Below are 21,501 nucleotides of genomic sequence, written 5' to 3'. Positions count from 1 at the left end.
TCGTCCTACAAAGCGCGGAGTAAAAGCCCCGACGCAATGGCGACGATCAACAATCCCGCGCCAAGCTCGATTGCGGGCAACAGGTAGGTGGACAGCCTAGACGCGGCAAAAGAGCCAAGCAGCCCGGCGCGCATGGTGACGGCGGCAATCCCTACGCCGATGGTGACCAAAGCCGTGCCAAGCGCCATTGCAAACGCGCCCGCAATGCCCGCCATGGCGATCCCCATTTGCCATGTGATGATCAGCACAAAAATAGCGCCAGTGCAGGGGCGCATGGCGATACCGCCGATCAAGATCAATGCGTCGCGTAGTGAGGTGGCGCTCTCGATTTCTGCCATGTCTGGTCCGTGCTTATGGCCGCAGTCCGCGCAGGCTCCGTCGGTATGGTGATGGTGGTCATGCTCGGAATGCTGCGCCACGGGGAGGCGCCAAAATTTACGCAAAGCGCGCGTAACCAGCCAAAGCCCGACCAGCACAATAGCGCCATAGCTGAACGGGGCCATATAGTCCTCGGCCGTTCCCACCATCTGACTTCGGCTGAGGTTGAAAACCAAAACACCTGCATAGACCAATGCCACTGCCGTTACGGCTTGGCCAAGGCTCGACAGCAACGAGATGACCGACAGGCGGAACCACGGCACGCGTCGCCCCAACCCGTAGCCGCCGATCAAGACCTTGCCGTGACCCGGACCGATGGCGTGAAAGAACCCGTAGGCAAAGCACAGCGTCATCAGCAATGCCAAAGCGCCGGGCTCTCCGGCGCGCAAGGCCCGCAGGCTGCGCGCAATCTGGTTTTGAAAATCGCGCTGCTCGCCCGTGGCCCAAATGGCGATGGCGTCAAAGCCGCCACTGGCCCAAAGCCAAACCAACAATGCGCCCGCCAGAGTGACCGCAATGGCAACGGGGGCGACTACAACGCGGGGCATGTGACGAGGATGTCGGTGGCAAAATCACCACCCAGCATGGGGATATCGTTTTCCTCAAGGTCGGCGTTGGCATCGAGGCGCAAAAGCTGCGCCTGCATCAGCGCCAACTGCCCTTCAATATCAGGTTCCACCCGCAACACTTGGCAATCTTCGCGGCCAGTTATGGTGATGGGAAGGGTCATATCATAGGCGGTATAATAACTGGGGTCGAACGCCTTGAGGGACATTGGGTCGCCCGCCAGCAGTGGCGCGCCCGTGACCGCGCGCAGATGGGTAGAGATGATGCGCCCGTCGATCATATCAGCTGTTGGTTCCAGCGGGCGCGAAAGGGTCAACAGTTGTCCATCAATGGTGGCCTCAAGGTCGCCCGGATAACCCTCAACCCAATCGGCATCGAACCCTGTCAGGTCCGCACGCTCGGCATCGGTTAGATTGCCGTCATGGTCAGGATCAAGCTTGTAGTCCTCGGACAAAAACAGCGAATAAAGATCGTCATATTTCCACGTCACCCGCACATGGGTTAGATGGCCCTGTTTGTCGAAGATGATCTCCAGACCTGTATCGACAAAAATGTGGGGGTGGGCCGTGGCGGGACCGGCGCTCAGAGCCAGCCAAACGGCGGCGATTGCAGTGCTCCCCAGTCGGATGAGTTGCATTGTTTGCCCTTTCAGAGCGCGCTTTTAAGTGCGGCGCAGGCGAATAACTACGTCAACTTTGGCGATCTCGGTGCCCTCGGGGGCTTCCGGCAAAGCGGTAATTTCCAGCTGCTCTTTCGGGGCGTCGGTCAGGTGGCCGGTGTCTTCCCAAAAGAAATGCGGGTGGTCGTCAACGCGGGTGTCGAAATAGGACTTGGTGCCGTCGACCATGATCTCGCGGATCAGGCCAGCTTCGCAAAAGGCCTTCAACGTGTTGTAAACAGTTGCCAAAGATACACCATCGGTGCGCGCAGTGGCCGCCGCGTGCAGGCTTTCTGCGGTGATGTGGCGGTCTTGCCCATCGCCAACCAACAGCTCGGCCAAGGTTACACGCTGGCGGGTCGGGCGAAGCCCGGCACCAGCCAACCAATCTGTTCCGCGTTGTGTAGACTCTGACATCATGGGACGAAATCCTCTTGCTTGCCTTACATATAGGGCCTTTGCCCCCCATGTTTCAAATGAAAATCAGTCGCAGGTGCAAACGGGCGGGCCTTGCACGCCCCAAAGCGCAAGTGCTAGATGGAACCTAAGGTAACAACACGAGATATGGGGCAAAGCGACATGACGCAATATCCGACAAGCTTTGACAAAGAAGCTCTCTTGAAATGCGCGCGCGGTGATCTGTTTGGTGCAGGTAATGCACAACTTCCTGCGCCGCCCATGTTGATGATGGACCGCATCACCGAAGTGTCGGGCGATGGCGGCGCGCATGGCAAGGGCCATATCGTGGCCGAGTTCGATATTACCCCTGATTTGTGGTTTTTTGATTGCCACTTTCCCGGCAACCCGATTATGCCCGGCTGCCTTGGCCTTGATGGTCTGTGGCAGTTGACGGGTTTTAACCTTGGCTGGCGTGGCTGGCAGGGGCGCGGCTATGCGTTGGGCGTGGGTGAAGTGAAGCTCAAAGGCATGGTGCGCCCGGATCGCAAAATGCTGACCTATAAAATCGACTTCACTAAGGCGATCCAAACCCGCCGCCTGACGATGGGCGTGGCGGACGGCATTGTAGAGGCCGACGGTGATGTCATCTACGAAGTTAAAGACATGAAAGTGGCTCTCTCTGAAACTTAGAGGGCCGATAGAGTTATCTTAAAGAGGAGCACGCCCATGCGTCGCGTCGTCGTAACAGGTCTGGGGATCGTCTCCCCTATCGGCAATAATGTGGAGGAGGTCACCTCCGCGCTGAAATCCGGCACCTCCGGTATCGTCGCCTCCGAGGAAATGGCCGAGCATGGCTTTCGCAGCCAAATTGCTGGCACTCTGAAACTTGACGTAAAAGAGCACATTGATAAGCGTAAGTTGCGCTTCATGGGGGCGGGGGCTGCTTACGCGTATATCGCGATGGAGCAGGCCATTGCTGATGCCGGTTTAGAGGAAAGTGACGTGGTTAACCCGCGCACAGGTCTGATTGCTGGCTCTGGTGGGCCGTCCACATCTGCGATGTTTGCGGCGCACCAAACTGTGCTGAAAACGGGTGCTACCAAGCGTATCGGGCCATTTGCTGTTCCTAAATGCATGGGGTCGACGATTTCGGCCAACTTGGCGACGGCTTATCAGATCAAGGGCATCAACTACTCGATCACCTCGGCCTGCTCGACTTCGCTGCACTGCATCGGGGCTGCATCCGAGCAAATCATGATGGGCAAGCAAGACATCATGTTTGCGGGCGGTGGCGAAGAGTTGGACTGGACGCTGTCGTGTCTGTTTGATGCGATGGGCGCGATGTCGTCTAAATATAACGACACGCCTACACGCGCCTCGCGTGCGTTCGATGCGAACCGCGACGGGTTCGTGATCGCGGGTGGCGGTGGCATCTTGGTGCTGGAAGAGTTGTCGCATGCCCAAGCGCGCGGCGCGAAAATCTACGCCGAGGTCACAGGTTTCGGGGCCACATCTGATGGTGCCGATATGGTGGCACCGTCCGGTGAAGGCGGCGAGCGCGCAATGCGCTTGGCGCTGGGCACGATCCCTGAAGGGCGCAAAGTCAGCTATATCAACGCGCATGGCACCTCGACGCCAGTGGGCGATATCGGCGAGGTCGAGGCCGTGCGTCGCGTCTTTGGCGAAGGCTCTACACCGCCGATTAGTTCTACCAAGTCGATGACGGGTCACTCCCAAGGGGCGACGGGCGCGCAGGAGGCGGTCTATTGCTTGCTGATGTTGAAAGATGATTTCATCACGCCGTCGATCAATGTCGAGACGTTGGATCCGGCGTTAAAACCGGGTGAAATCGCCACCTCGCTGGTCGAGAATGCTGGCTTGGACACTGTTATGACGAACTCGTTTGGGTTCGGTGGCACCAACGGCTCCATGCTGTTGTCGAAATTTAAGGGGTAAATCATGGCAGGTTCAATGCAAGGCAAACGCGGCTTGATTATGGGCGTCGCGAACCAGCGGTCGATTGCTTGGGGTATCGCGCAAGCGATGGCTGCCGAGGGCGCAGAATTGGCGTTCTCATATCAAGGTGATGCGTTCGGCAAGCGGGTAGAGCCTTTGGCCGCATCTGTTGGATCAGAGCTGTTGGTGGATGTAGATGTCACTGATGATGCGTCATTGGATGCGTGTTTTAAGACGATCGAGGATAAATGGGGCAGCTTGGATTTTGTGGTTCACGCGATTGCGTTTTCCGACAAGAACGAGCTGACGGGGCGCTTTATCAATACCAGCCGCGATAACTTTAAGAACTCGATGGTGATTAGTTGCTATTCGTTGATTGATGTGGCGCGGCGCGCGGCCCCTTTGATGAAGGATGGCGGCACATTGCTGACGCTGACTTACCAAGGGTCGAACCGTGTGACACCGTTCTATAATGTGATGGGCGTGGCCAAGGCGGCGTTGGAATCGACTGTGCGCTATTTGGCCAACGACCTTGGGCCTGACGGCATTCGGGTCAACGCAATATCACCCGGTCCGATGAAGACGTTGGCGGGGGCTGCGATTGGCGGCGCGCGCAAAACTTTCCGCCAGACTGAGGCCAACGCGCCGATGCGGGCCAATGCAACGCTGGAAGCCGTGGGGGGGACTGCCGTCTATCTGGCCTCTGATGCGGGTGCCTGTACCACGGGTGAAATCATCCGTGTTGATGGTGGGTATCATGTGTTGGGTATGCCGCAATCTGAAAATCTGTAGGGCCTAAAAGCAGCCTTTCACGATCTTCTGATGTGGCGCAGTGAATATTAGAGCCAAGATGAAGCGCGCGCTGTTTTCCTTAGGCGCGTGCTGTGCCACTCTGTTTGCAAATCCGGAGGAAGCTCATGCCCATCACCACCTGTATTTTTGATGCCTATGGCACGTTGTTTGACGTGTCCGCCGCCGCGCGTCTCGCGTCCGAGGAGCCGGGGCGCGTGCACCTTGCCGCGTGTTGGCAAAAGCTGGCGAACGATTGGCGCCTCAAGCAGTTGCAGTATACTTGGCTGCGCGCGGTCACCGGGGATCACGCCGACTTTTGGGATGTGACCAAAGACGGGTTGGATTGGGCGATGGAGGCCAACGGGCTTGATGATCTTGAATTGCGCGAGCGGATGTTGGCGCTTTATTGGGAGTTGCGCGCCTATAAGGAGGTGCCGTTCATGTTGGCGCATCTGAAAGCCGCGGGGATGAATACCGCGATTTTGTCCAATGGCTCTCCCGATATGCTGGACGGGGCGGTGTCCTCGGCGGGCATTAGCTCGACCTTAGACGATGTTTTGTCGGTGCAGGATGTGGGCGTTTTCAAGCCACATGCGTCGGTCTACGACCTTGTGGGGAAACGCTTTGGCTGCGCCAAGGACGAGGTTTTATTTGTGTCCTCAAATGGCTGGGACGCCGGATGTGCGACGGGATACGGCTTCACCACAGCATGGGTAAACCGCGCGGGCGAGCCAGTGGACCGCCTGCCTTGGACCCCGACACATACCCTACCCGACCTAACAACAATTCCAGAATTGGCGGCCTTGCTATGAGTAAATTCACCACCATCGACGGCACTTCGCTGCACTACACGGATGAGGGTGAAGGCCTGCCGGTTTTGTGCCTTGCCGGTCTGACGCGCAATGGCTCGGACTTTGATTATGTCGCCCCGCATTTGAATAACGTGCGCCTGATCCGTATGGATTATCGCGGACGCGGGCAGTCAGATTGGGCGGATCACACAACCTATACCTTGCCGCAAGAAGGCCAAGACGCGCTGGCCTTGCTGGACCACTTAGGCATCGAGAAAGCAGCGATTTTAGGCACCTCGCGCGGCGGAATTATCGCCATGGGGCTGGCCGCCACGGTCAAAAATCGCCTGTTGGGCGTGTGCCTGAATGATATCGGACCCGATATTGCGGCGTCAGGTCTGGAGGCGATAAAGAACTATTTGGGCCGTCGCCCGTCATTCAAAACCATGAGCGAGGCCGCAACGCAGCGCGCCAAGTTAATGGTGGGCTTTGACAATGTGCCTGAGGAGCGTTGGCGCGCCGAGGCCGAGAAACACTACCTCGTGAAGCCGGACGGGTTGGACATCAACTACGACCCGAAACTGCGCGACGCTGTACTGTCAGGCCCGCAAAATCTGAACCCTGATTTATGGCCCTTCTTCGACGCGCTAGACGGCTTGCCATTGGCGCTTATCCGGGGGACAAACTCGGATTTACTGTCGGCAGAGACGGCCGAGAAAATGTGCGAGCGCCGCCCTGATATGTTGTTCGCAGAATCTCCTGATCGTGGGCATGTGCCATTCCTCGACGAGCCTGCTTCCCTGTTGGTGATCAAGACTTGGCTGGGGGAAATGCAATGAACATCGAGATGATCGAGGCCGCCGCGGCGCGCCTGAAAGGCCACGCGTTGCACACTCCGCTGCTAAACTCACCCTTCATCGACAAGATTGCCGGACGGCGGGTTTTCGTGAAGCCAGAGGCGTTGCAGCATACGGGGTCGTTCAAGTTTCGCGGGGCGTGGTCGGCGGTCTCAAGCCTTGCGCCAGATGCTCTATCAGCGGGCGTCATTGCATTTTCCAGCGGCAATCACGCGCAAGGCGTGGCGCTTGCGGCGCGTGAACACGGCACATCGGCGGTTATCGTGATGCCCTCCGATGCGCCCGCCATGAAGATTGCAAACACGCGCGCGCTTGGGGCTGAGGTCGTGTTATATGACCGTGCCAGCGAGGACCGCGACGAGATCGGCGCGCGTCTGGCGGCAGAGCGCGGGCTGACCCTGATCAAGCCGTTTGACGAGCCGTTGGTGATCGCCGGACAAGGTACGATTGGCTTGGAAATCTCTGAGCAGGCCACTGCGTTAAGCATAAATGCGCGCGATGTCTTGGTGTGCTGCGGCGGCGGCGGGCTGACCTCTGGCGTTGCGTTGGCCTTGGAAGCGAAAGCGCCCGACTTGCGCGTGCGCCCTGTTGAGCCGGTTGGTTTTGACGATGTGGCCCGCTCACTTGCGGCCAATGAGATCAAACGCAACGCCGCGCTAAGCGGCTCGATCTGTGACGCGATCATCACGCCTCAGCCGGGCGCTATCACCTTCCCTGTTATGAGCCGCCTGTGCGGTCCGGGCCTTGTGGTGCCGGAAGAGGATTGCCTGCGCGCCATGGCTGCGGCCTTCGCGCGGTTGAAAATTGTGCTGGAGCCGGGCGGCGCGATTGCCTTGGCTGCGGCGCTGTATCATGGCGACAAAATTGAGGGCGACGACGTGATCGCCATCGCCTCGGGCGGGAATGTGGACGCGGATGCGTTCCAGATGGCCCTGACCAAATATGGAAAAGACGTATGACCGAATTCACCATTGCCAGCTTCAATGTCAAAAACCTGATCGGGGCGGATCAAGAGTATTATCGCTATGAGAAATACACGCCTGAAGAACATGCGTGGAAAGAAGATTGGCTGGCAGATCAGGTGTTTACCCTGAATGCGGACATCGTGGGGTTTCAAGAAATATTTGACAAATCGCCTTTGGAAGCAGTGATCGCGGAAGCCGACGCGCGCGGGAAGGCCTCCAACGAGGACGCGCTGCCGGACCGTTCCAAACGCTACGCCCGCAAAGCGATTTTCCGTAAACTGGCCTATAATGACTACTCCAAAGCCGGGCTGGCCTTCGCGCCAAACTCCAATGACGGCGCACCGGGCGAGCGGCGTCCGGGCCTCGCTATCTTGTCGCGCTATGGTTTCGTGGGGGAGCCGGAAGTGATCCAAGAGGTCTCGCCGGTGCTGGAAATACCCTTTGGTTTGATGGGCGATGGTGACAATAATGACGGCGGCGTGTTCCGCCTGAACCGCCTGTCGCGGCCTATTCTGAAGGTGCGCATCCCGGTCGGCAAACAAGTTGTGACGGTGTTTAACTGTCACCTGAAATCCAAGCTCGGCGAGTTTGTGCATCCCGAGGGCGGCCAGGCCCCCGAGGTTGATTTGGTGAATTATGATCCCGTGGGGCGCGCTTTGGGGGCATTGCGCGCCGCAACGCGCCGCATGGCCGAGGCATGGGTGTTGCGCAAGTTAATCGTCGAGGAAATTAACCAAGGTCGCCCCGTCATGGTGCTGGGTGATTTCAACGACAATGAGAATGCCGTCAGCTCCGAAATCATCGCCGGTGAACGCCCGTTCAAAAACTACGCGTGGATGCGCAGACATGACGCGAAAAAGTCCAACGACCGCTACTCAGATGCGGAAAACGAGACCATCCAAGAGGCGATCACCTCCGTGCGTTTGGAAAGCTGCGAAAAACTGTTCGTGCGCAGATCCTTGCGCGATATGGTCTATACGTCGGCCTTTGGCGGGGTGTTTGAGAGTATCGACCAAATCTTGTTGTCGCGCCACTTTACCAGCGGCACGAACCAAATCGGCGAAATGTCGTATTTTTCGGTGTTCAACGACCACCTGACCGACGGCTCCCACCCCGAGGCCCCGTATAATAAACTGGCCTCAGACCACGGGCAAATTATGGCGCATATGACGCTGTGGGACGACTAAAAGCGCGCCGCACCATCACCCACGCGACCACCATCATGCCTGTGGCCAACAAGAACGAGGCTCCGGGTAAAAACACCGTCGTGCCCTCTGCCGTGAAGTAGGAAAACACGCGCGTAAACACCAGCGGCGCGAAGATCATGCCAAGCGCGTTGATCGACGACATGACGCCTTGCAATTCGCCTTGCTGATTGTCCGCCGCGCGCCCTGACATGACGGCCTGCAACGCGGGGCCGACAACCCCGCCAAACGCGGCCAATGGCGTCAACGCTAACAACACCCAACCGTTGGTGATGAACGCCATCATCGACAGTGTTCCGGCGTTCCAGATCAGGCCCCAATAGACCGTGCGCACCTCGCCCAGCTTGGCAATCACCCAGCGGATCAGCACGGCTTGGGTCACGACCATCGAGATGCCGTAAACGGCCAGAGAGGCTCCGATTAAACCGGGCGACCAGCCAAAACTGGCAGCGGTGTAATACGACCAGATGGCCGGATAAACCATGTTGGCGATTTGGTAGAAAAAGTAGACGATGAGCATGGCGCCAAGGCCCGGTAAGGCGGTCACGGCTTTCAATCCGCCAACGGGATTTGCACGCGCCCAGATGAAGGGACGGCGGGTTTTCTCGGTCACGGTCTCGGGCAGCACAAAGTAGCCCAGTGCGAAGTTGCTCGCTGCAAGGAAAGCCGCGGCCCAGAACGGCGCGCGGGGGCCAAGTTCGGCCAGCACCCCGCCAATAACCGGCCCAAGCACGAAGCCCGCCCCAAAGGCTGCGCCGATCAGGCCGAAGTTCTGTGATTTCTTTTCGCGCGGAGAGATGTCGGCCATGAATGCGCTGGCGGTGGCATGTGTCGCGGCGGTAATGCCGCCAATGATGCGCCCGATCAGCAGCAACCAAATGGTGCCTGCCAAGGCCATCAACACATAGTCCAGCGCCATCACCGCGTTCGAGGTTAACAACACAGGGCGCCGCCCAAACCGGTCTGACAAGGAGCCAATGCTGGGGGAAAATAGAAACTGCATACAGGCGAAAATGGCCGACAGAATACCGCCCCAAATAGCCGCGCCAGAAATATCCGTGCGCCCGACATCTTGGATCAGGTCCGGCATGACGGGCATAATTAGCCCAATCCCCATAGCGTCGATGACGACGGTGAGCAGGATAAAGGTGATGGGTAGGTTTGGTTTCATTACGTGCAATTTGGTGTCGCGTTTCACACAAGACAAGTACGAAATTTTGTCAGATACTTTTTGCGCCCCTAAAGCACGGTGTTTCCTAGAGTTACCCTTCTTGAAATGCCTGCATGTTCATGATATGTTCTTCTTTCTGAGGCGCAATCAAGAATAGGATACCAAATGATCAAAGGAAGCTGCCTGTGCGGAAAAGTGAAGTTTCAAATTTCAGGTGATCCGTTTTCATTAAGCTACTGTCATTGCTCAAGATGTCGTAAAGCTGCGGGCGTGTTTTCCGCAGTTCTGATCGGGAAAGCTGATGATCTATTGATTACACAAGGACACGATGAAATAGCGAAATTCAGGCCTGAAACCGATGCGAAATTTGAGCGCTGTTTTTGCAAAAATTGTGGCACCTCTCTGGGGGACATGGCTTCTGGCGATGCATATGTAATTGCGGCCTCTGCGCTGGATGATGATCCAAAAATGCGCCCCACACTTCATATTCACACCAGGTCAAAGCCAGATTGGTATGAGATCGTGGATGACCTGAAAAAATTCGAAGGCGATTATGTCCCCGATAAGTGAGAGCGACGCTACCTGTGGCCAATGTCACTTAAGAACTCAGCCACTAGTGACGCAAAGGCCTCGGGTTGCTCGACACAGGGCAAGTGGCCTGCGCGACGGATCAACTCGAAACGGCTGCCTTTGATCAACTCGGCGGTTTCGCGCACCAAATCGGGCGGGGATGCGCCATCCTCACTGCCCGCGATAGCCAGTGTCGGCAAGGTCAGTGCGGCGGTTTGGGTGTAAAAATCTGTGCCTGCAATCGCGGCGCAGGCCCCTAGGTAGCCTTGCAACGGCGTATCGGTCAGCATTTTGCGCCATGGGGTCACGTCGGGCGTTTCGCGAAAACCACGCGAGAACCAGCGCTCCATCACGCCGTCCGCCATTGCGTCTATCCCGCTGGCCTCAATTGCTGCGATCCGGTCGTGCCACATCGTAGCGTTGCCCATCTTGGCGGCGGTATTCGACAGCACCAACGCGCGCACTTGATCCAGCCGTTTGGTGGCCAAGCCTTGGGCAATCATCCCACCGATAGAGAGACCGACAAAAACGCAATCGCGCACCTCTAGGTGGTCCAACAAGGTCTCGGCGTCGCGGATCAATGCACCCATTGAATAGGGTGCATCGGGCACGTCCGATCCCCCATGCCCGCGCATGTCATATCGGATTAGGCGCAGGTTTTGAGGCAGCAACGCGATCACTTGGTCCCAAAGCTCCAGTGAGGTGCCAAGGGAGTTGGAAAACACCACGGGCGCGCCCGCAGGATTGCCATTCTCGATCACATTCAGGTTTATATGTCCGAGATTTAGTTTCATAGGAGTGCCCTTTTCATGGCTTTGCTAAATCAGTTAATGCCCGCCAAAATTTGCGAAAACAATCATTCGCGACAAGAAAGTGACAAATGAAGCTTGCGTCATCGGGGTTTCGCCTAAAAGCTTGGCCAAAGATTTTAGCAAAGGCAATGAGATGACCAAGATTAAAGCGGCCGTGTGCCACGAATTCGGAGCGCCGTTAACCATTCAAGAGGTGGAGCTTCGCGCACCAATCGCCGGGGAGGTCGAGGTGAAGCTGGAGGCCTGTGCGGTTTGCTTTTCCGACATTTCCTACATGGATGGCGGCTGGGGTGGGGCTTTGCCTGCGGTCTATGGCCACGAGGCTGCGGGCCGTGTGTCGGCGTTGGGGAGTGGCGTCGAGGGGCTGTCGGTCGGCGACGCGGTTCTGGTCACTTTGATCCGGTCGTGCGCAACTTGCACGCCCTGCGCCTCTGGTGTGCCGACCCAATGCACCACGCCCTATGACCGCATGGCGGGGCCACTGTCGCTGACTGATGGGGGCGCGTTGGAGCACGGCTTAGCCTGTGGGGCGTTTGCCGAGCGGGCAGTGGTGGACCAAAGCCAGATTGTGCGCATTCCCGATAACATTCCGATGGATGCGGCGTCTTTGCTATCCTGCGGTGTGGTAACGGGCGTGGGCGCGGTGGTGAACACGGCCAAGGTGCGCCCGGGCCAAACTGTGGTTGTTGTGGGTGCAGGCGGCGTTGGCTTGAATGCAATTCAAGGCGCTGCGATTGCGGGTGCTGCGCGTATTATCGCGGTCGATATGACGTCGGAGAAGCTGGAGGCAGCCAAAGAGTTTGGCGCCACTGACGGCATCTTGGCCACTGATCCAAAGCCATGGACGCAAGTGTCAGACATCACCAATGGCCGCATGGCGGATGCGGTGATGGTCACGGTCGGGGCAATACCCGCGTTCAATTCAGCCCCGCGCTTCTTGGGGGCTGGGGGCAATATGTATCTGGTGGGGATGCCGCATTCCGGCGATATGGCCACTTATGAGCCAGTGATTTTCGGGGCGATGGCGCAGGGCATGAAAGGCACCAAAATGGGCGATGTTGTGCTAAAGCGTGACATTCCTTGGATGGTGGATTTGTACAGCCAAGGACGGCTAAAACTGGACGAGCTGGTGTCGGGGCATTGGCGCCTTGAGCAGATCAACGAGGCGATTGCCAACACCCGTTCTGGGGCTGCACGGCGCAATGTAATTGTGTTCAACCAATAGACCAAGGAGCTGTAAGATGAAGCTGCAAGACCTGTCCATCATTGTCACTTCACCGCCTGCACCTGGTTGGGGCGGGCAGTATTGGATCTTCGTCAAATTGGTAACCGCCTGCGGCATTGAAGGCGTCGGTGAGGTTTATGCCTCTACAGTCGGCCCTGATGCGATGCACGCGGTCATCGAGGATGTTTTCGCCCGTCATATGGCAGGCGAAAACCCTGAGAACGTCGAGTTAATGTTTCGCCGTGTCTACTCTTCGGGGTTCACACAGCGCCCTGACCCAACCGTCATGGGGGCGTTTTCGGGTTTGGAAATGGCGTGCTGGGATATTTTGGGCAAGGCCCGTGATCGTCCCGTCTGGGCGCTTTTGGGCGGCAAAATGAACCCTAAAATTCGTGCCTATACCTATCTTTATCCCTTGCCGCATCATGATTTGACCGAGTTTTGGTCCTCGCCCGAGATGGCCGCCGAGGCCGCATTGGATGCGGTAGATCGCGGCTATACCGCGGTCAAGTTCGACCCTGCCGGCCCCTATACTATTCACGCGGGGCATCAGCCGTCGATGTTTGATATCTCGCAGTCCGTAGCGTTTTGCAAAGCCATCCGCGGGGCCGTTGGTGACCGCGCGGATTTGCTATTTGGCACCCATGGGCAGTTCAACACATCGGGGGCAATTCGGCTGGGACAGGCGCTGGAACCCTACGCGCCGCTTTGGTTTGAGGAGCCTGTGCCGCCTGATAACGCCTTGGAATTTGCTGAGGTGGCCCGCGCCGTCCGCATCCCGATAGCTGCGGGAGAGCGCCTAACAACCAAGGCCGAGTTTGCCACGCTTTTGCGCACAGGCGGGGTCAAGATATTGCAACCGGCCTTGGGGCGCGCGGGCGGTATTTGGGAGATGAAAAAGCTGGCGGGGCTGGCCGAAGTGTTCAATGCAGAAATTGCGCCGCATCTTTATGCAGGGCCAATCGAGTGGGCTGCGAATATCCATTTGGCCGCGTCTTTGCCGAATTTGTTGATGTGTGAAACGATCGAAACTCAGTTCCATAACGACTTGATCGGCGGGGCAATCAAGGTTGAGAACGGCTTTATCATACCGCCGGAAACCCCGGGTTTAGGGGTTGAGTTGAATGAAAAACTGGCCTTGGCGAACCCGTTTATCGGCACCGGGCTTCATTTGCAAATGCAAGAAACCCCATGTGATTATCAGCGTGGAAATTTCTTCGCCGGAGGCGCACCACTCAAGACTTAGAGGTCTCATACTCAAGCCGTTGCTTGGCGATAACTTCATTTTTATCGGCTTTCTTGGTTTGGATAAGGCTCGCTTCGACGTAATCTAGATGCGCCTCGACGGCCGCGCGTGCGCCGTCCTCGTCACGGGCCAAAAGGGCGGCGTTGATGACGCGGTGTTGCTCTAGTAAAGTGTCGCGGGTGGTGCGTTGCTTGAACATCATCTGGCGGTTGTAGAACACACCTTCGCGCAGCATTTGGAACATCGCGCGCATCATATGCAGCATTACAACATTGTGGCTGGCTTCAATGATGGCGAGGTGGAATTCGGCGTCAAGCTGGGCTTCTTCTGCGGGGTTGCGTTTGCTATGGGCGGCTTCCATTTTGCGGTAAATTGTGTCCACGACCTTTAAATCAGTGTCCGAGCCGAATTTGGCCGCGCGCGCCGCTGCCATACCTTCCAGATCGCGCCGGAAAGAAATGTAGTCGAATACCGCCTCTTCATGGTCCGAGAAAAGCTGCACCAATGCGTCCGAGAATGCGGCCCCCACGACTTCGGCCACATAGATGCCCGCGCCGGCTTTGGTCGTTAGTAATCCGCGCTCTTGCAGATGAGCCACGGCTTCGCGCAGTGACGGGCGCGAGACGCCTAGTCGCTCTGCTAACTCGCGCTCAGACGGTAATCGCACGCCAGGTTTGAGGATGCCGCGCAAGATCAACAATTCGATCTGCCGGACCACCGCGCCGGAAAGCTTCTCTGCTTCGATTTTTTGAAATGGCATGGCTGCTCCTCAATTGGTGAAAATATATGACCAAAAGATGCTGCGGACAACAAAAAGCGGCCCCAACTGGGACCGCTTTTATAAAATTACGCGTGAATTAAACAGCGTTTGGCCGGATAACGATGTCTACACGGCGGTTTTGCGCGCGGCCTTCATCGGTCTCGTTTGATGCGATGGGGCGGGTTTCGCCTTGCCCATATGACCGTATGCGATGGGACGTAACGCCACCATTTTCCAAGGTGAAGGCGACCGATTGGGCGCGGCGCTCGGACAGATCAAAATTGTGACCATCAGAGCCAGTGTCGTCCGTGTGGCCCACAATATTTACTGTGGTGTCCGGGTATTCGGTCAGGTTGCTTGCAAGTGCATAGAGATCTGATTGCAGGTCTGAGCGCAGGTTCGAGCTGTCCACCGCAAATAACAAATCTTGGGGCATGGTTATGCGCAACTCTTCGCCGGTGTTCTCGATCTTGATGTTTTCATTGGGAATGTCGCGGCGCAAGTCGGCGGCTTGTTTGTCCAATTGATTGCCGATCACGCCCCCTAAAGCGGCCCCAATCCCCGCGCCGACAACGCCTTTGATAACTTTGTTGTCGTCACTGGACGCGCCAATCAGCCCGCCAATAGCGCCACCAATGATGGCCCCGGTCTGTGATTTGTTGGCTTGGGAAATACTGTCAGTCGTACATGCGCTGACAGCAAGTGCAGCAGCCACAAGGGCCGCGATGGGTTTCATAGTCATGGTACCTGCCTCGGTATGATGTGTCCCGCCTTTGCGGCGTGGATTATGCGGCAGACGATAGGCGAAAATCACCCACCTGTTAAGGGGAAAGGGCGGGCCGGCGAAAACCTGCCGCCGACCGGCACCGTGCCCGAATACTTAAGAGTAGGGGCGAACGATGATTTCAACGCGTCGGTTTTGTGCGCGCCCAGCATGGCTCTCGTTCGAGGCAACGGGTTGAGTTTCGCCTTGCCCTACAGTGCGCAGGCGCGATCCAGCGACACCTTCGTTTCGCAAAATAGCGGCCACGGAATTGGCGCGGCGCTCTGACAGGTTTTGGTTGTAGCTGGCATTGCCAGTGCTGTCGGTGTGGCCGGTCACGATAACTTGAGAGTTGGGATAGTCGGTTAAATTTCCCGCAACAGCGCGCAAATCCGCCCGAAGATCAGGCCGCAATCGGGTGCTGTCGGTGGCAAACAGCAGGTCTTGTGGCAAGGTGATCCGCAGCTCTGATCCGGTATTGACCACACCTACGTTTTCATTGCCGATATCGCGGCGCAGATCACTGGCCTGCTGGTCTAACTCGTTCCCGATAACGCCACCCACCGCGCCGCCAATGACGGCCCCGATAATGCCGCGCTCCAACTTGTTGTCGGAGGTTGTGTTTGCCCCCAATACGCCCCCGATTGCCGCACCGATGAGGGCGCCATTCTTCGTGCGATGGTCGGTAGTGGTGGCATCGCACCCGGCTAAAATCAGGGCTGCGGCGGGCAGCGCAAACAAAATAGGGTTCATAACTAACAGGTCCTCAATTGGCCGCTTGTGCGGCGTGACCTGTCCAATGTTAGGGTTTATCACGCGTTTACAACCTACCGGGCGACGGGCTCCGGCGGGTTTCTGCCGGAGCGGTCACTTCTTTGAAATGCGTGTCTTTCGGCGAAATATGGCCACCTATAAGCTGGTTTTCGCCGCCTCATAGGCCAGCATCGCACGTTTAACCGGCAAGCCCCAATGGTAGCCGCCCAAGCCCCCCGACTTGCGCAAGGCCCGGTGGCACGGGATCAGCCAACTGATGGGGTTGCGCCCGACAGCAGTTCCCACGGCACGAACGGCCTTGCTGTGTCCAACGGTGTTGGCAATTTCGGAGTAGGTGGTGACATGACCCGTGGGCACGGTTAGCAAGGCTTCCCAGACTTTGATCTGGAATGGGGCGCCAATAAGATAAAGCGGCGCGTTCATGGCCTCGCCCTCAGGTGTCCCAAAGGCCGCCAGCGCCCAAGGGCGCAACATAGTCGGGTCCTCAACATAGGCGGCATTTGGCCAGCGCCCGAGCAAGTCTTGCATCACAGCTTCTTCGCTGGTCTCCGCGCTGAAGCCGATGCCGCAAATTCCTTTTTCAGTACCCATGACCAACGCTGGGCCAAAAGGGCTTTCAAACCAGCCCCAAAAGATTGTCAGCCCATGCCCTTTGCGGGCGAAATCACCGGGGCTCATGGCCTCCCATTTGATGAATAAATCATGTAGCCGTCCGCTGCCTGACAAGCCAACAGCGTTAGAGGTTTCAAGCACAGTAAAGCGGTTTTCCAGCAAGGATTTTGCATGACCTAGCCGAAGATATTGCTGCAATCTCCCCGGTGAAACCCCGGCCCATTTGCTGAAAACCCGCTGAAAATGTGCTGGGCTCATCTGCATTTCACTGGCCAGTTGCTCCAGTGAAAGCGGGCCATCTTGGTGGTTATCAACGGCTACAATGGCACGTTTGATTAACCCGTAGTGATAGCTGCTCTCGACGGTGCTGGCGTGACTATGTGCGGTGATGTGGTCTGTTTTGTGCTCCATGCCATTTGTCTAGCGTCTGTGCTTTCACATATCGACCCGAATATTGCGCATTCTGTCAGGAAGTGTCTGGCGCAAAACGGCAATTTAATACGGCCCTCTTGCGACGAGTTCAGACAAATTCAAGCCGAGTTGATGGGCCTCAAAAGGCTTCATGCAGGCAAGGGCGCTCTGGTGATGCTTCTCCGGGTCCAAATCAAGGCGGGCAATGTCCTCAATGGCCATGATGCTCAGGCTCGCTAATGTCCCGTGGGTCATTTGCATCGTTTCCACCCAACACCCATCGGCTTGGATAATTTGGTGGTGTTGCATCAAGATATGAGTGCAGGCGGTTGTGCCGCCGTTGACCTGTGGGAATGTTACAAGATCAGGCTCAATATCATGCGCCTCCGCCAAAATAGTATCCACCCCAAAATTCAACTCGATCTGCCAGCCAGTTAGGACAACCCTATGGCGTGCCGCAAGCAAGGGTGGAGTGGTACTCACCCCATTACCTAGGGAGCAGATCGGGATGTGGACGGCAGGGACAGTTTCCGGTGCACGGGTCAGGCAATCACGACCAATCCACTGGATCGGTTGAAACCCGTCATTCAATGTCAAAACCAGATCACCCGGGCGCAGCCAATCCACTGGAATGCTGCCGTCATCCGTCAAAATCATTGTACCGCCACCAAAGCCCGCGATTGGCAGGGATCGTGCCGGTGCCACGCGAGGTGCGCGCGTTAAATCCGCTATATTTTTTCTTTGGAGTTCAGCCATGCCTGCCACGATGTTCACAATTCACTCCATGGATAATATGCACAGGGTAAACCACAGATGAATTCCCCCGCCGAGTTTACCTAAAGTTTGAGACAACGCGCCCTCTTGCCCAATAGATGGCTACGGGGCATACCGCCTGCATGACCATGGCCGCAAAACAGCTCGATTATCACACGATCCACGAGATATTTTCGCGTTTTGCGACGTCAGATCCCGAACCTAAGGGCGAGTTAAATCACGTCAACGCCTACACGCTGGTCGTCGCGGTTGCTTTGTCGGCGCAGGCCACGGATGTGGGCGTTAACAAAGCCACCGACAAATTGTTTAAAATTGCCGATACCCCTGAAAAAATGCTGGCCCTCGGCCTTGATGGCGTGACCGAGCATATCAAAACCATCGGGCTGTTTCGCAACAAAGCCAAAAACGTCATCAAGATGAGCCAAATTCTGGTGGATGACTATGGCGGGCAGGTGCCCTCGTCGCGTGCGGCCCTGATTTCGCTGCCGGGTGTCGGGCGTAAAACCGCTAATGTGGTCCTGAACATGTGGTGGAATTATCCTGCGCAGGCGGTCGATACCCACATTTTCCGCGTTGGCAATCGCACCGGAATTTGCCCCGGCAAAAATGTCGATGTGGTTGAACGCGCGATTGAGGACCACATCCCCGTTGAATTTCAACAACACGCACATCACTGGTTGATTTTGCACGGGCGCTATGTCTGTAAAGCGCGTAAGCCCGTTTGCAATAATTGCATCATCCGCGATCTGTGCACCTCTGAGGAAAAGAACCATGAATAAACAATTTCAAGTCGTCGGTATTGGCAATGCGATGGTCGATGTGCTGGCCTCTACCACGGATGACTTCTTGACCCAGAACGGCATCGACAAAGGGATCATGCAGCTCACGGATCGCGCGCGCGGTGTGGAACTTTACGGGCTGATCGGCCCCGCCAAGGAAATCTCTGGCGGATCGGCCGCCAATACGATTGCGGGCGTGGCCCACTTGGGCGGCGCTACAGCTTACGTCGGCAAGGTAAAGGACGACCAGCTTGGCAAGATTTTCGCCCATGATCTGCGGGCGCAAGGCGCGGTGTATGAAACGCCGCTGGCCCCTGCGGACCACGAGGCCGAAACTGGGCGTTGCATCGTGCTGGTTACGCCGGACGGTGAGCGCTCGATGAACACCTACCTCGGCGTGACTGAATTCCTAGGCCCCGATGATATCGACGAGACCCAAATGGCGCAGGCCGAGTGGATTTATCTCGAAGGCTACCGCTTTGACGGTCCGCAATCCGTGGCCGCATTCGATAAGGCAATCGCGGCGTGCACGGGGGCGGGCGGGCGCGTGTCGCTCACCCTGTCGGACCCGTTTTGCGTTGACCGCCACCGCGACGCGTTCCGTGAGTTGATCAAAAACCATGTGGATTTGCTCTTTTGCAACCGTGCCGAAATGCTGTCGATGTACGAGACCGAGGACTTTGACGCAGCTTTGGAGCAAGCCGCCAAAGAGGTCGAGATCGTCGCCTGTACCGATGGCGAAGACGGCGCGCACGTCCTATCCCACGGCCAACGCTGGCACGCACCAGCAATGCCAGTTCAAATCGTGGACGCAACAGGTGCGGGCGACTTGTTCGCCGGTGCATTCCTCTGGGCGCTGACCAATGGCCACGACTTAGACACCTGCGGGCGCATGGGCTGTGTCGCCGCCTCCGAGGTCATCACCCACATCGGTGCACGCCCCGAGGCGGATTTGAACGAGCTGTTTAAGGCACAGGGAATTCTTTGAGCGGGAACCGAAAGTGAGCACCTGTGCGTGTGCACCGATTAAGGTTTAACGATGGGCATTGAACTCTCATTGTAAGTTGTCAGCGCTATGCGCAGCACCTTTCAGAAGCATCGGTCGCCGGGGCTGAACCACAGCAACCGCCTTTTGAGTTGGATCCAGTGCAACACGCACTGCTTTTCGCATCGAGGGATTTATGTCGGCGCGCAGGCTTGCACACAGCGTTCGTGTTGCGAAGCCGTACAGTTACACGGTCAGCATTTTGAATTGGTGCGCCCATAGACATTAGTTTGAGGCCGTCGTTGTCGAGAGAAAACTCGGCGAGCAATGGCGCCTCCGAAAGCTGCGGGAGTTTATTAAGACTTTGGCGTAAGATAGTCGTGAATTTGCTTACGCTCATATGAGTTTTTCCTGCGCCATCAAGAAGCTGTAAATGGGCCTCGTCCCAAGCTTCAACATTACCACCGCAATCGATGCCTGTGGAAATTGAGTGCCGTAGTTCGGTGACGTGATAGCCAGCCCCGATTTCATCATCGTCAATCAAAAAGACAAGAGATGCGGTGCTATCAAGTGGCTCAAGGGCGGCAAGCAGTGCGGTGAAGGTCATTGGGTGTTCCTCTTTCATTTCAACGAATCTTGAAGTATAGATTGCACAGTGCGTAATTCATTTCAAGAGGTGTTGAAATATGATTGAGACAGAAGCTGCATCCCTGTTCCATGCCTTATCGAATGCGGACCGGCTGAGAATAATCCGACTCTTGGTTATTGCAGGCCCCGAAGGTCTGGGTGCGGGGGCAATCGCGGAAAAAGTTGGCGCAAGCCCTTCGCGCGCATCATTTCATTTGGCGGCCTTATCAGAAGCTGGCTTTGTCCAAAGTGAACGGCAATCGCGAAGTTTATGCTACACCGTTGATTTCGCACGTATCGGTGCGCTTATATCATTCTTAATGGATGATTGCTGCAACGATAGCCCTCAGCTGAAAAGCTGTTGCGCAACTTGAGGATAAAATTCCTGGCGTGTTAACTGATGCAGTAAGTTGATGATTTTTGCTCCGGACAAGACTTGCATGGCGCGAAGTTGATGTTGGCTGACTTCATATTGGTTAAGCAGGCATCGCACAGGGTCCGCGAACGATAGCGCGATCCCTATGGTGGCTTCCTCGTGCTTCAATCCCCAAGCTTGGCGTGTACCTCGTCTAGATCAATCTCCCCGATGGGCATTTTGTTGCCGGGGTTTTGGACGTCATATTTGAACAGGTTAAAGTCGCGCTTATAAATCTCGTAGACCAGATGCATCGACAGGTCGTCGAAGTAATCCTCGATCGGGTGCGCGCGTTTTGGGCCGTGACCTTCGCTTTCGTTAAAGCGCGGAATTTTGGCCACATCCACCTTATATTTGGTGTCCAAGCTATCCATTACCGATTGCATCCCGTCGTTGAATGTCTCGGTGTAAACGATGCTGTCGTAGTGCCCGCCGTTCTTGATGAACGTCGCCACATGGCCCGACATTGCCGACCAGTGAATGTCGGGGTCCATCGGGCGGCGCCAGCGGATGGTGTCGCGTGCAAACAGTAAAAAGCGGCGGAACGACTGGATTTGATCAAACTCAAAGCCAGTCTCAGGATCCCCGACCTCGATGCCGTATTTTTGTACCAATAAGGGCACCAAGTTCCCGCGATACCGCTTTCCGTTGCGCTGAATGCCACAGATTTTGTCAAAGAACGACGACAAGATGCGCCCATATGGGTTGCGCACGCATGTGAACGCATAGCTTTTGTGGCTGGTGACATTTCGCTCAATCTTCGGCTGGCTTTCCTCGATCGCCCACTTGTGCATCTTGCCGGTGGCATCATGAATGTCCCCGTCAAAGAATTCCCCGTGGTCGGAGTAATACATTATCTGTCCAATAGACGAGCAGGCACATTTGGGCACCACGCGGTACACCATGCTCTCACTTTCTGTCATCCAGGTTCCGGGAAAGCCCATACTTTGATCCTCGTTCTTCTACTTCAGCGGCCGATTGTTTACGTTTTAGCCACAATTGCCCCTAC

25 protein-coding genes are annotated in these 21,501 nt (G+C 56.5%); 13 read left to right on the top strand and 12 right to left on the bottom strand.

What is annotated here, in order from left to right:
• Positions 1–5 precede the first annotated feature (5 nt).
• From AC3Y7R_RS08795 to irrA, 3 genes are read right to left on the bottom strand one after another with little or no spacing between them, the layout of a single operon-like run.
• Positions 6–926 carry a nickel/cobalt transporter gene (locus AC3Y7R_RS08795; RefSeq protein ID WP_490041662.1) on the bottom strand — a complete coding sequence of 307 codons (921 nt, stop codon included), beginning with the start codon at positions 924–926 and terminating at the stop codon, positions 6–8.
• Entirely contained in the window at positions 911–1,582 is a 672-nt protein-coding gene (locus tag AC3Y7R_RS08790; protein ID WP_490041661.1) for a DUF1007 family protein, read from the bottom strand. Before AC3Y7R_RS08790 ends, AC3Y7R_RS08795 begins: the two co-directional genes overlap by 16 nt.
• Positions 1,583–1,606: 24 nt before the next feature.
• Entirely contained in the window at positions 1,607–2,023 is a 417-nt protein-coding gene (gene irrA, locus AC3Y7R_RS08785) for an iron response transcriptional regulator IrrA (protein WP_490041660.1), read from the bottom strand.
• Positions 2,024–2,182: 159 nt separating this feature from the next.
• Between irrA and fabA the strand changes: the two genes are divergently transcribed.
• The 7 genes from fabA to AC3Y7R_RS08750 all read left to right on the top strand — a co-directional run bounded on the left by fabA (position 2,183) and on the right by AC3Y7R_RS08750 (position 8,550).
• Complete coding sequence (fabA, locus tag AC3Y7R_RS08780) at positions 2,183–2,692, top strand: bifunctional 3-hydroxydecanoyl-ACP dehydratase/trans-2-decenoyl-ACP isomerase (RefSeq protein WP_490042013.1); 510 nt, start codon at positions 2,183–2,185, stop codon at positions 2,690–2,692.
• 36 nt (positions 2,693–2,728) lie between these two features.
• Entirely contained in the window at positions 2,729–3,958 is a 1,230-nt protein-coding gene (gene fabB / locus AC3Y7R_RS08775; RefSeq protein WP_490041659.1) for a beta-ketoacyl-ACP synthase I, read from the top strand.
• Positions 3,959–3,961: 3 nt separating this feature from the next.
• Entirely contained in the window at positions 3,962–4,750 is a 789-nt protein-coding gene (locus AC3Y7R_RS08770; RefSeq protein ID WP_490041658.1) for an enoyl-ACP reductase FabI, read from the top strand.
• 125 nt (positions 4,751–4,875) lie between these two features.
• On the top strand, positions 4,876–5,562 hold the full coding sequence (locus AC3Y7R_RS08765; protein WP_490041657.1) for a haloacid dehalogenase type II: 687 nt from the start codon (positions 4,876–4,878) through the stop codon (positions 5,560–5,562).
• Positions 5,559–6,380, top strand: a complete 822-nt coding sequence (locus AC3Y7R_RS08760; RefSeq protein ID WP_490041656.1) for an alpha/beta fold hydrolase — start codon at positions 5,559–5,561, stop codon at positions 6,378–6,380. The genes AC3Y7R_RS08765 and AC3Y7R_RS08760 overlap by 4 nt, the downstream gene beginning before the upstream one ends.
• Positions 6,377–7,357, top strand: coding sequence for a threonine ammonia-lyase (locus tag AC3Y7R_RS08755; RefSeq protein ID WP_490041655.1), 981 nt, complete (start codon positions 6,377–6,379; stop codon positions 7,355–7,357). Before AC3Y7R_RS08760 ends, AC3Y7R_RS08755 begins: the two co-directional genes overlap by 4 nt.
• Entirely contained in the window at positions 7,354–8,550 is a 1,197-nt protein-coding gene (locus AC3Y7R_RS08750; RefSeq protein WP_490041654.1) for an endonuclease/exonuclease/phosphatase family protein, read from the top strand. Before AC3Y7R_RS08755 ends, AC3Y7R_RS08750 begins: the two co-directional genes overlap by 4 nt.
• On the opposite strand, the gene AC3Y7R_RS08745 is transcribed toward AC3Y7R_RS08750, so the two are convergent.
• Entirely contained in the window at positions 8,519–9,739 is a 1,221-nt protein-coding gene (locus AC3Y7R_RS08745; protein ID WP_490041653.1) for a TCR/Tet family MFS transporter, read from the bottom strand. The genes AC3Y7R_RS08750 and AC3Y7R_RS08745 overlap by 32 nt on opposite strands.
• Positions 9,740–9,904: 165 nt before the next feature.
• On the opposite strand from AC3Y7R_RS08745, the gene AC3Y7R_RS08740 reads away from it, so the two are divergent.
• On the top strand, positions 9,905–10,309 hold the full coding sequence (locus AC3Y7R_RS08740) for a GFA family protein (RefSeq protein WP_490041652.1): 405 nt from the start codon (positions 9,905–9,907) through the stop codon (positions 10,307–10,309).
• Positions 10,310–10,317: 8 nt separating this feature from the next.
• On the opposite strand, the gene pcaD is transcribed toward AC3Y7R_RS08740, so the two are convergent.
• Positions 10,318–11,103, bottom strand: a complete 786-nt coding sequence (gene pcaD / locus AC3Y7R_RS08735; RefSeq protein WP_490041651.1) for a 3-oxoadipate enol-lactonase — start codon at positions 11,101–11,103, stop codon at positions 10,318–10,320.
• A 151-nt stretch (positions 11,104–11,254) separates the two neighbouring features.
• On the opposite strand from pcaD, the gene AC3Y7R_RS08730 reads away from it, so the two are divergent.
• Positions 11,255–12,346 (top strand): alcohol dehydrogenase catalytic domain-containing protein, encoded by a 1,092-nt coding sequence (locus AC3Y7R_RS08730; protein ID WP_490041650.1) that lies wholly within the window; start codon positions 11,255–11,257, stop codon positions 12,344–12,346.
• 16 nt (positions 12,347–12,362) lie between these two features.
• Positions 12,363–13,592, top strand: a complete 1,230-nt coding sequence (locus AC3Y7R_RS08725) for a mandelate racemase/muconate lactonizing enzyme family protein (RefSeq protein WP_490041649.1) — start codon at positions 12,363–12,365, stop codon at positions 13,590–13,592.
• On the opposite strand, the gene AC3Y7R_RS08720 is transcribed toward AC3Y7R_RS08725, so the two are convergent.
• The 5 genes from AC3Y7R_RS08720 to AC3Y7R_RS08700 all read right to left on the bottom strand — a co-directional run bounded on the left by AC3Y7R_RS08720 (position 13,582) and on the right by AC3Y7R_RS08700 (position 17,617).
• Positions 13,582–14,352, bottom strand: a complete 771-nt coding sequence (locus AC3Y7R_RS08720) for a FadR/GntR family transcriptional regulator (protein WP_490041648.1) — start codon at positions 14,350–14,352, stop codon at positions 13,582–13,584. The two genes, AC3Y7R_RS08725 and AC3Y7R_RS08720, sit on opposite strands and share 11 nt — an antisense overlap.
• Positions 14,353–14,449: 97 nt before the next feature.
• Positions 14,450–15,094 (bottom strand): YiaD family glycine zipper/OmpA-like lipoprotein, encoded by a 645-nt coding sequence (locus AC3Y7R_RS08715; protein WP_490041647.1) that lies wholly within the window; start codon positions 15,092–15,094, stop codon positions 14,450–14,452.
• Positions 15,095–15,232: 138 nt separating this feature from the next.
• Positions 15,233–15,868 carry a YiaD family glycine zipper/OmpA-like lipoprotein gene (locus tag AC3Y7R_RS08710; RefSeq protein ID WP_490041646.1) on the bottom strand — a complete coding sequence of 212 codons (636 nt, stop codon included), beginning with the start codon at positions 15,866–15,868 and terminating at the stop codon, positions 15,233–15,235.
• Between the two features lie 156 nt (positions 15,869–16,024).
• Positions 16,025–16,912 carry a methylated-DNA--[protein]-cysteine S-methyltransferase gene (locus AC3Y7R_RS08705; protein WP_490041645.1) on the bottom strand — a complete coding sequence of 296 codons (888 nt, stop codon included), beginning with the start codon at positions 16,910–16,912 and terminating at the stop codon, positions 16,025–16,027.
• A gap of 84 nt (positions 16,913–16,996) precedes the next feature.
• Positions 16,997–17,617, bottom strand: coding sequence for a Hint domain-containing protein (locus tag AC3Y7R_RS08700; protein ID WP_490041644.1), 621 nt, complete (start codon positions 17,615–17,617; stop codon positions 16,997–16,999).
• Between the two features lie 191 nt (positions 17,618–17,808).
• On the opposite strand from AC3Y7R_RS08700, the gene nth reads away from it, so the two are divergent.
• Together nth and AC3Y7R_RS08690 are read left to right on the top strand one after the other, a co-directional pair.
• A complete protein-coding gene (nth, locus tag AC3Y7R_RS08695) occupies positions 17,809–18,465 on the top strand; it encodes an endonuclease III (RefSeq protein WP_490041643.1) in 657 nt (218 codons plus the stop codon).
• A complete protein-coding gene (locus tag AC3Y7R_RS08690) occupies positions 18,458–19,453 on the top strand; it encodes an adenosine kinase (RefSeq protein ID WP_490041642.1) in 996 nt (331 codons plus the stop codon). Before nth ends, AC3Y7R_RS08690 begins: the two co-directional genes overlap by 8 nt.
• An 85-nt stretch (positions 19,454–19,538) precedes the next feature.
• Here AC3Y7R_RS08690 and AC3Y7R_RS08685 read toward each other — a convergent pair whose 3' ends face one another.
• Positions 19,539–20,057, bottom strand: a complete 519-nt coding sequence (locus tag AC3Y7R_RS08685; RefSeq protein WP_490041641.1) for a DUF6428 family protein — start codon at positions 20,055–20,057, stop codon at positions 19,539–19,541.
• A gap of 79 nt (positions 20,058–20,136) precedes the next feature.
• On the opposite strand from AC3Y7R_RS08685, the gene AC3Y7R_RS08680 reads away from it, so the two are divergent.
• A complete protein-coding gene (locus AC3Y7R_RS08680; protein WP_490041640.1) occupies positions 20,137–20,451 on the top strand; it encodes an ArsR/SmtB family transcription factor in 315 nt (104 codons plus the stop codon).
• Between the two features lie 166 nt (positions 20,452–20,617).
• On the opposite strand, the gene AC3Y7R_RS08675 is transcribed toward AC3Y7R_RS08680, so the two are convergent.
• Positions 20,618–21,436 carry a sulfotransferase family protein gene (locus AC3Y7R_RS08675; protein ID WP_490041639.1) on the bottom strand — a complete coding sequence of 273 codons (819 nt, stop codon included), beginning with the start codon at positions 21,434–21,436 and terminating at the stop codon, positions 20,618–20,620.
• Between the last annotated feature and the right edge of the window lie 65 nt (positions 21,437–21,501).

The sequence above is a fragment of the Litoreibacter sp. genome, assembly GCF_058136045.1.
Note: the sequence above shows the minus strand (reverse complement) of the source record. Positions and strands in the feature narration are given on the sequence as shown.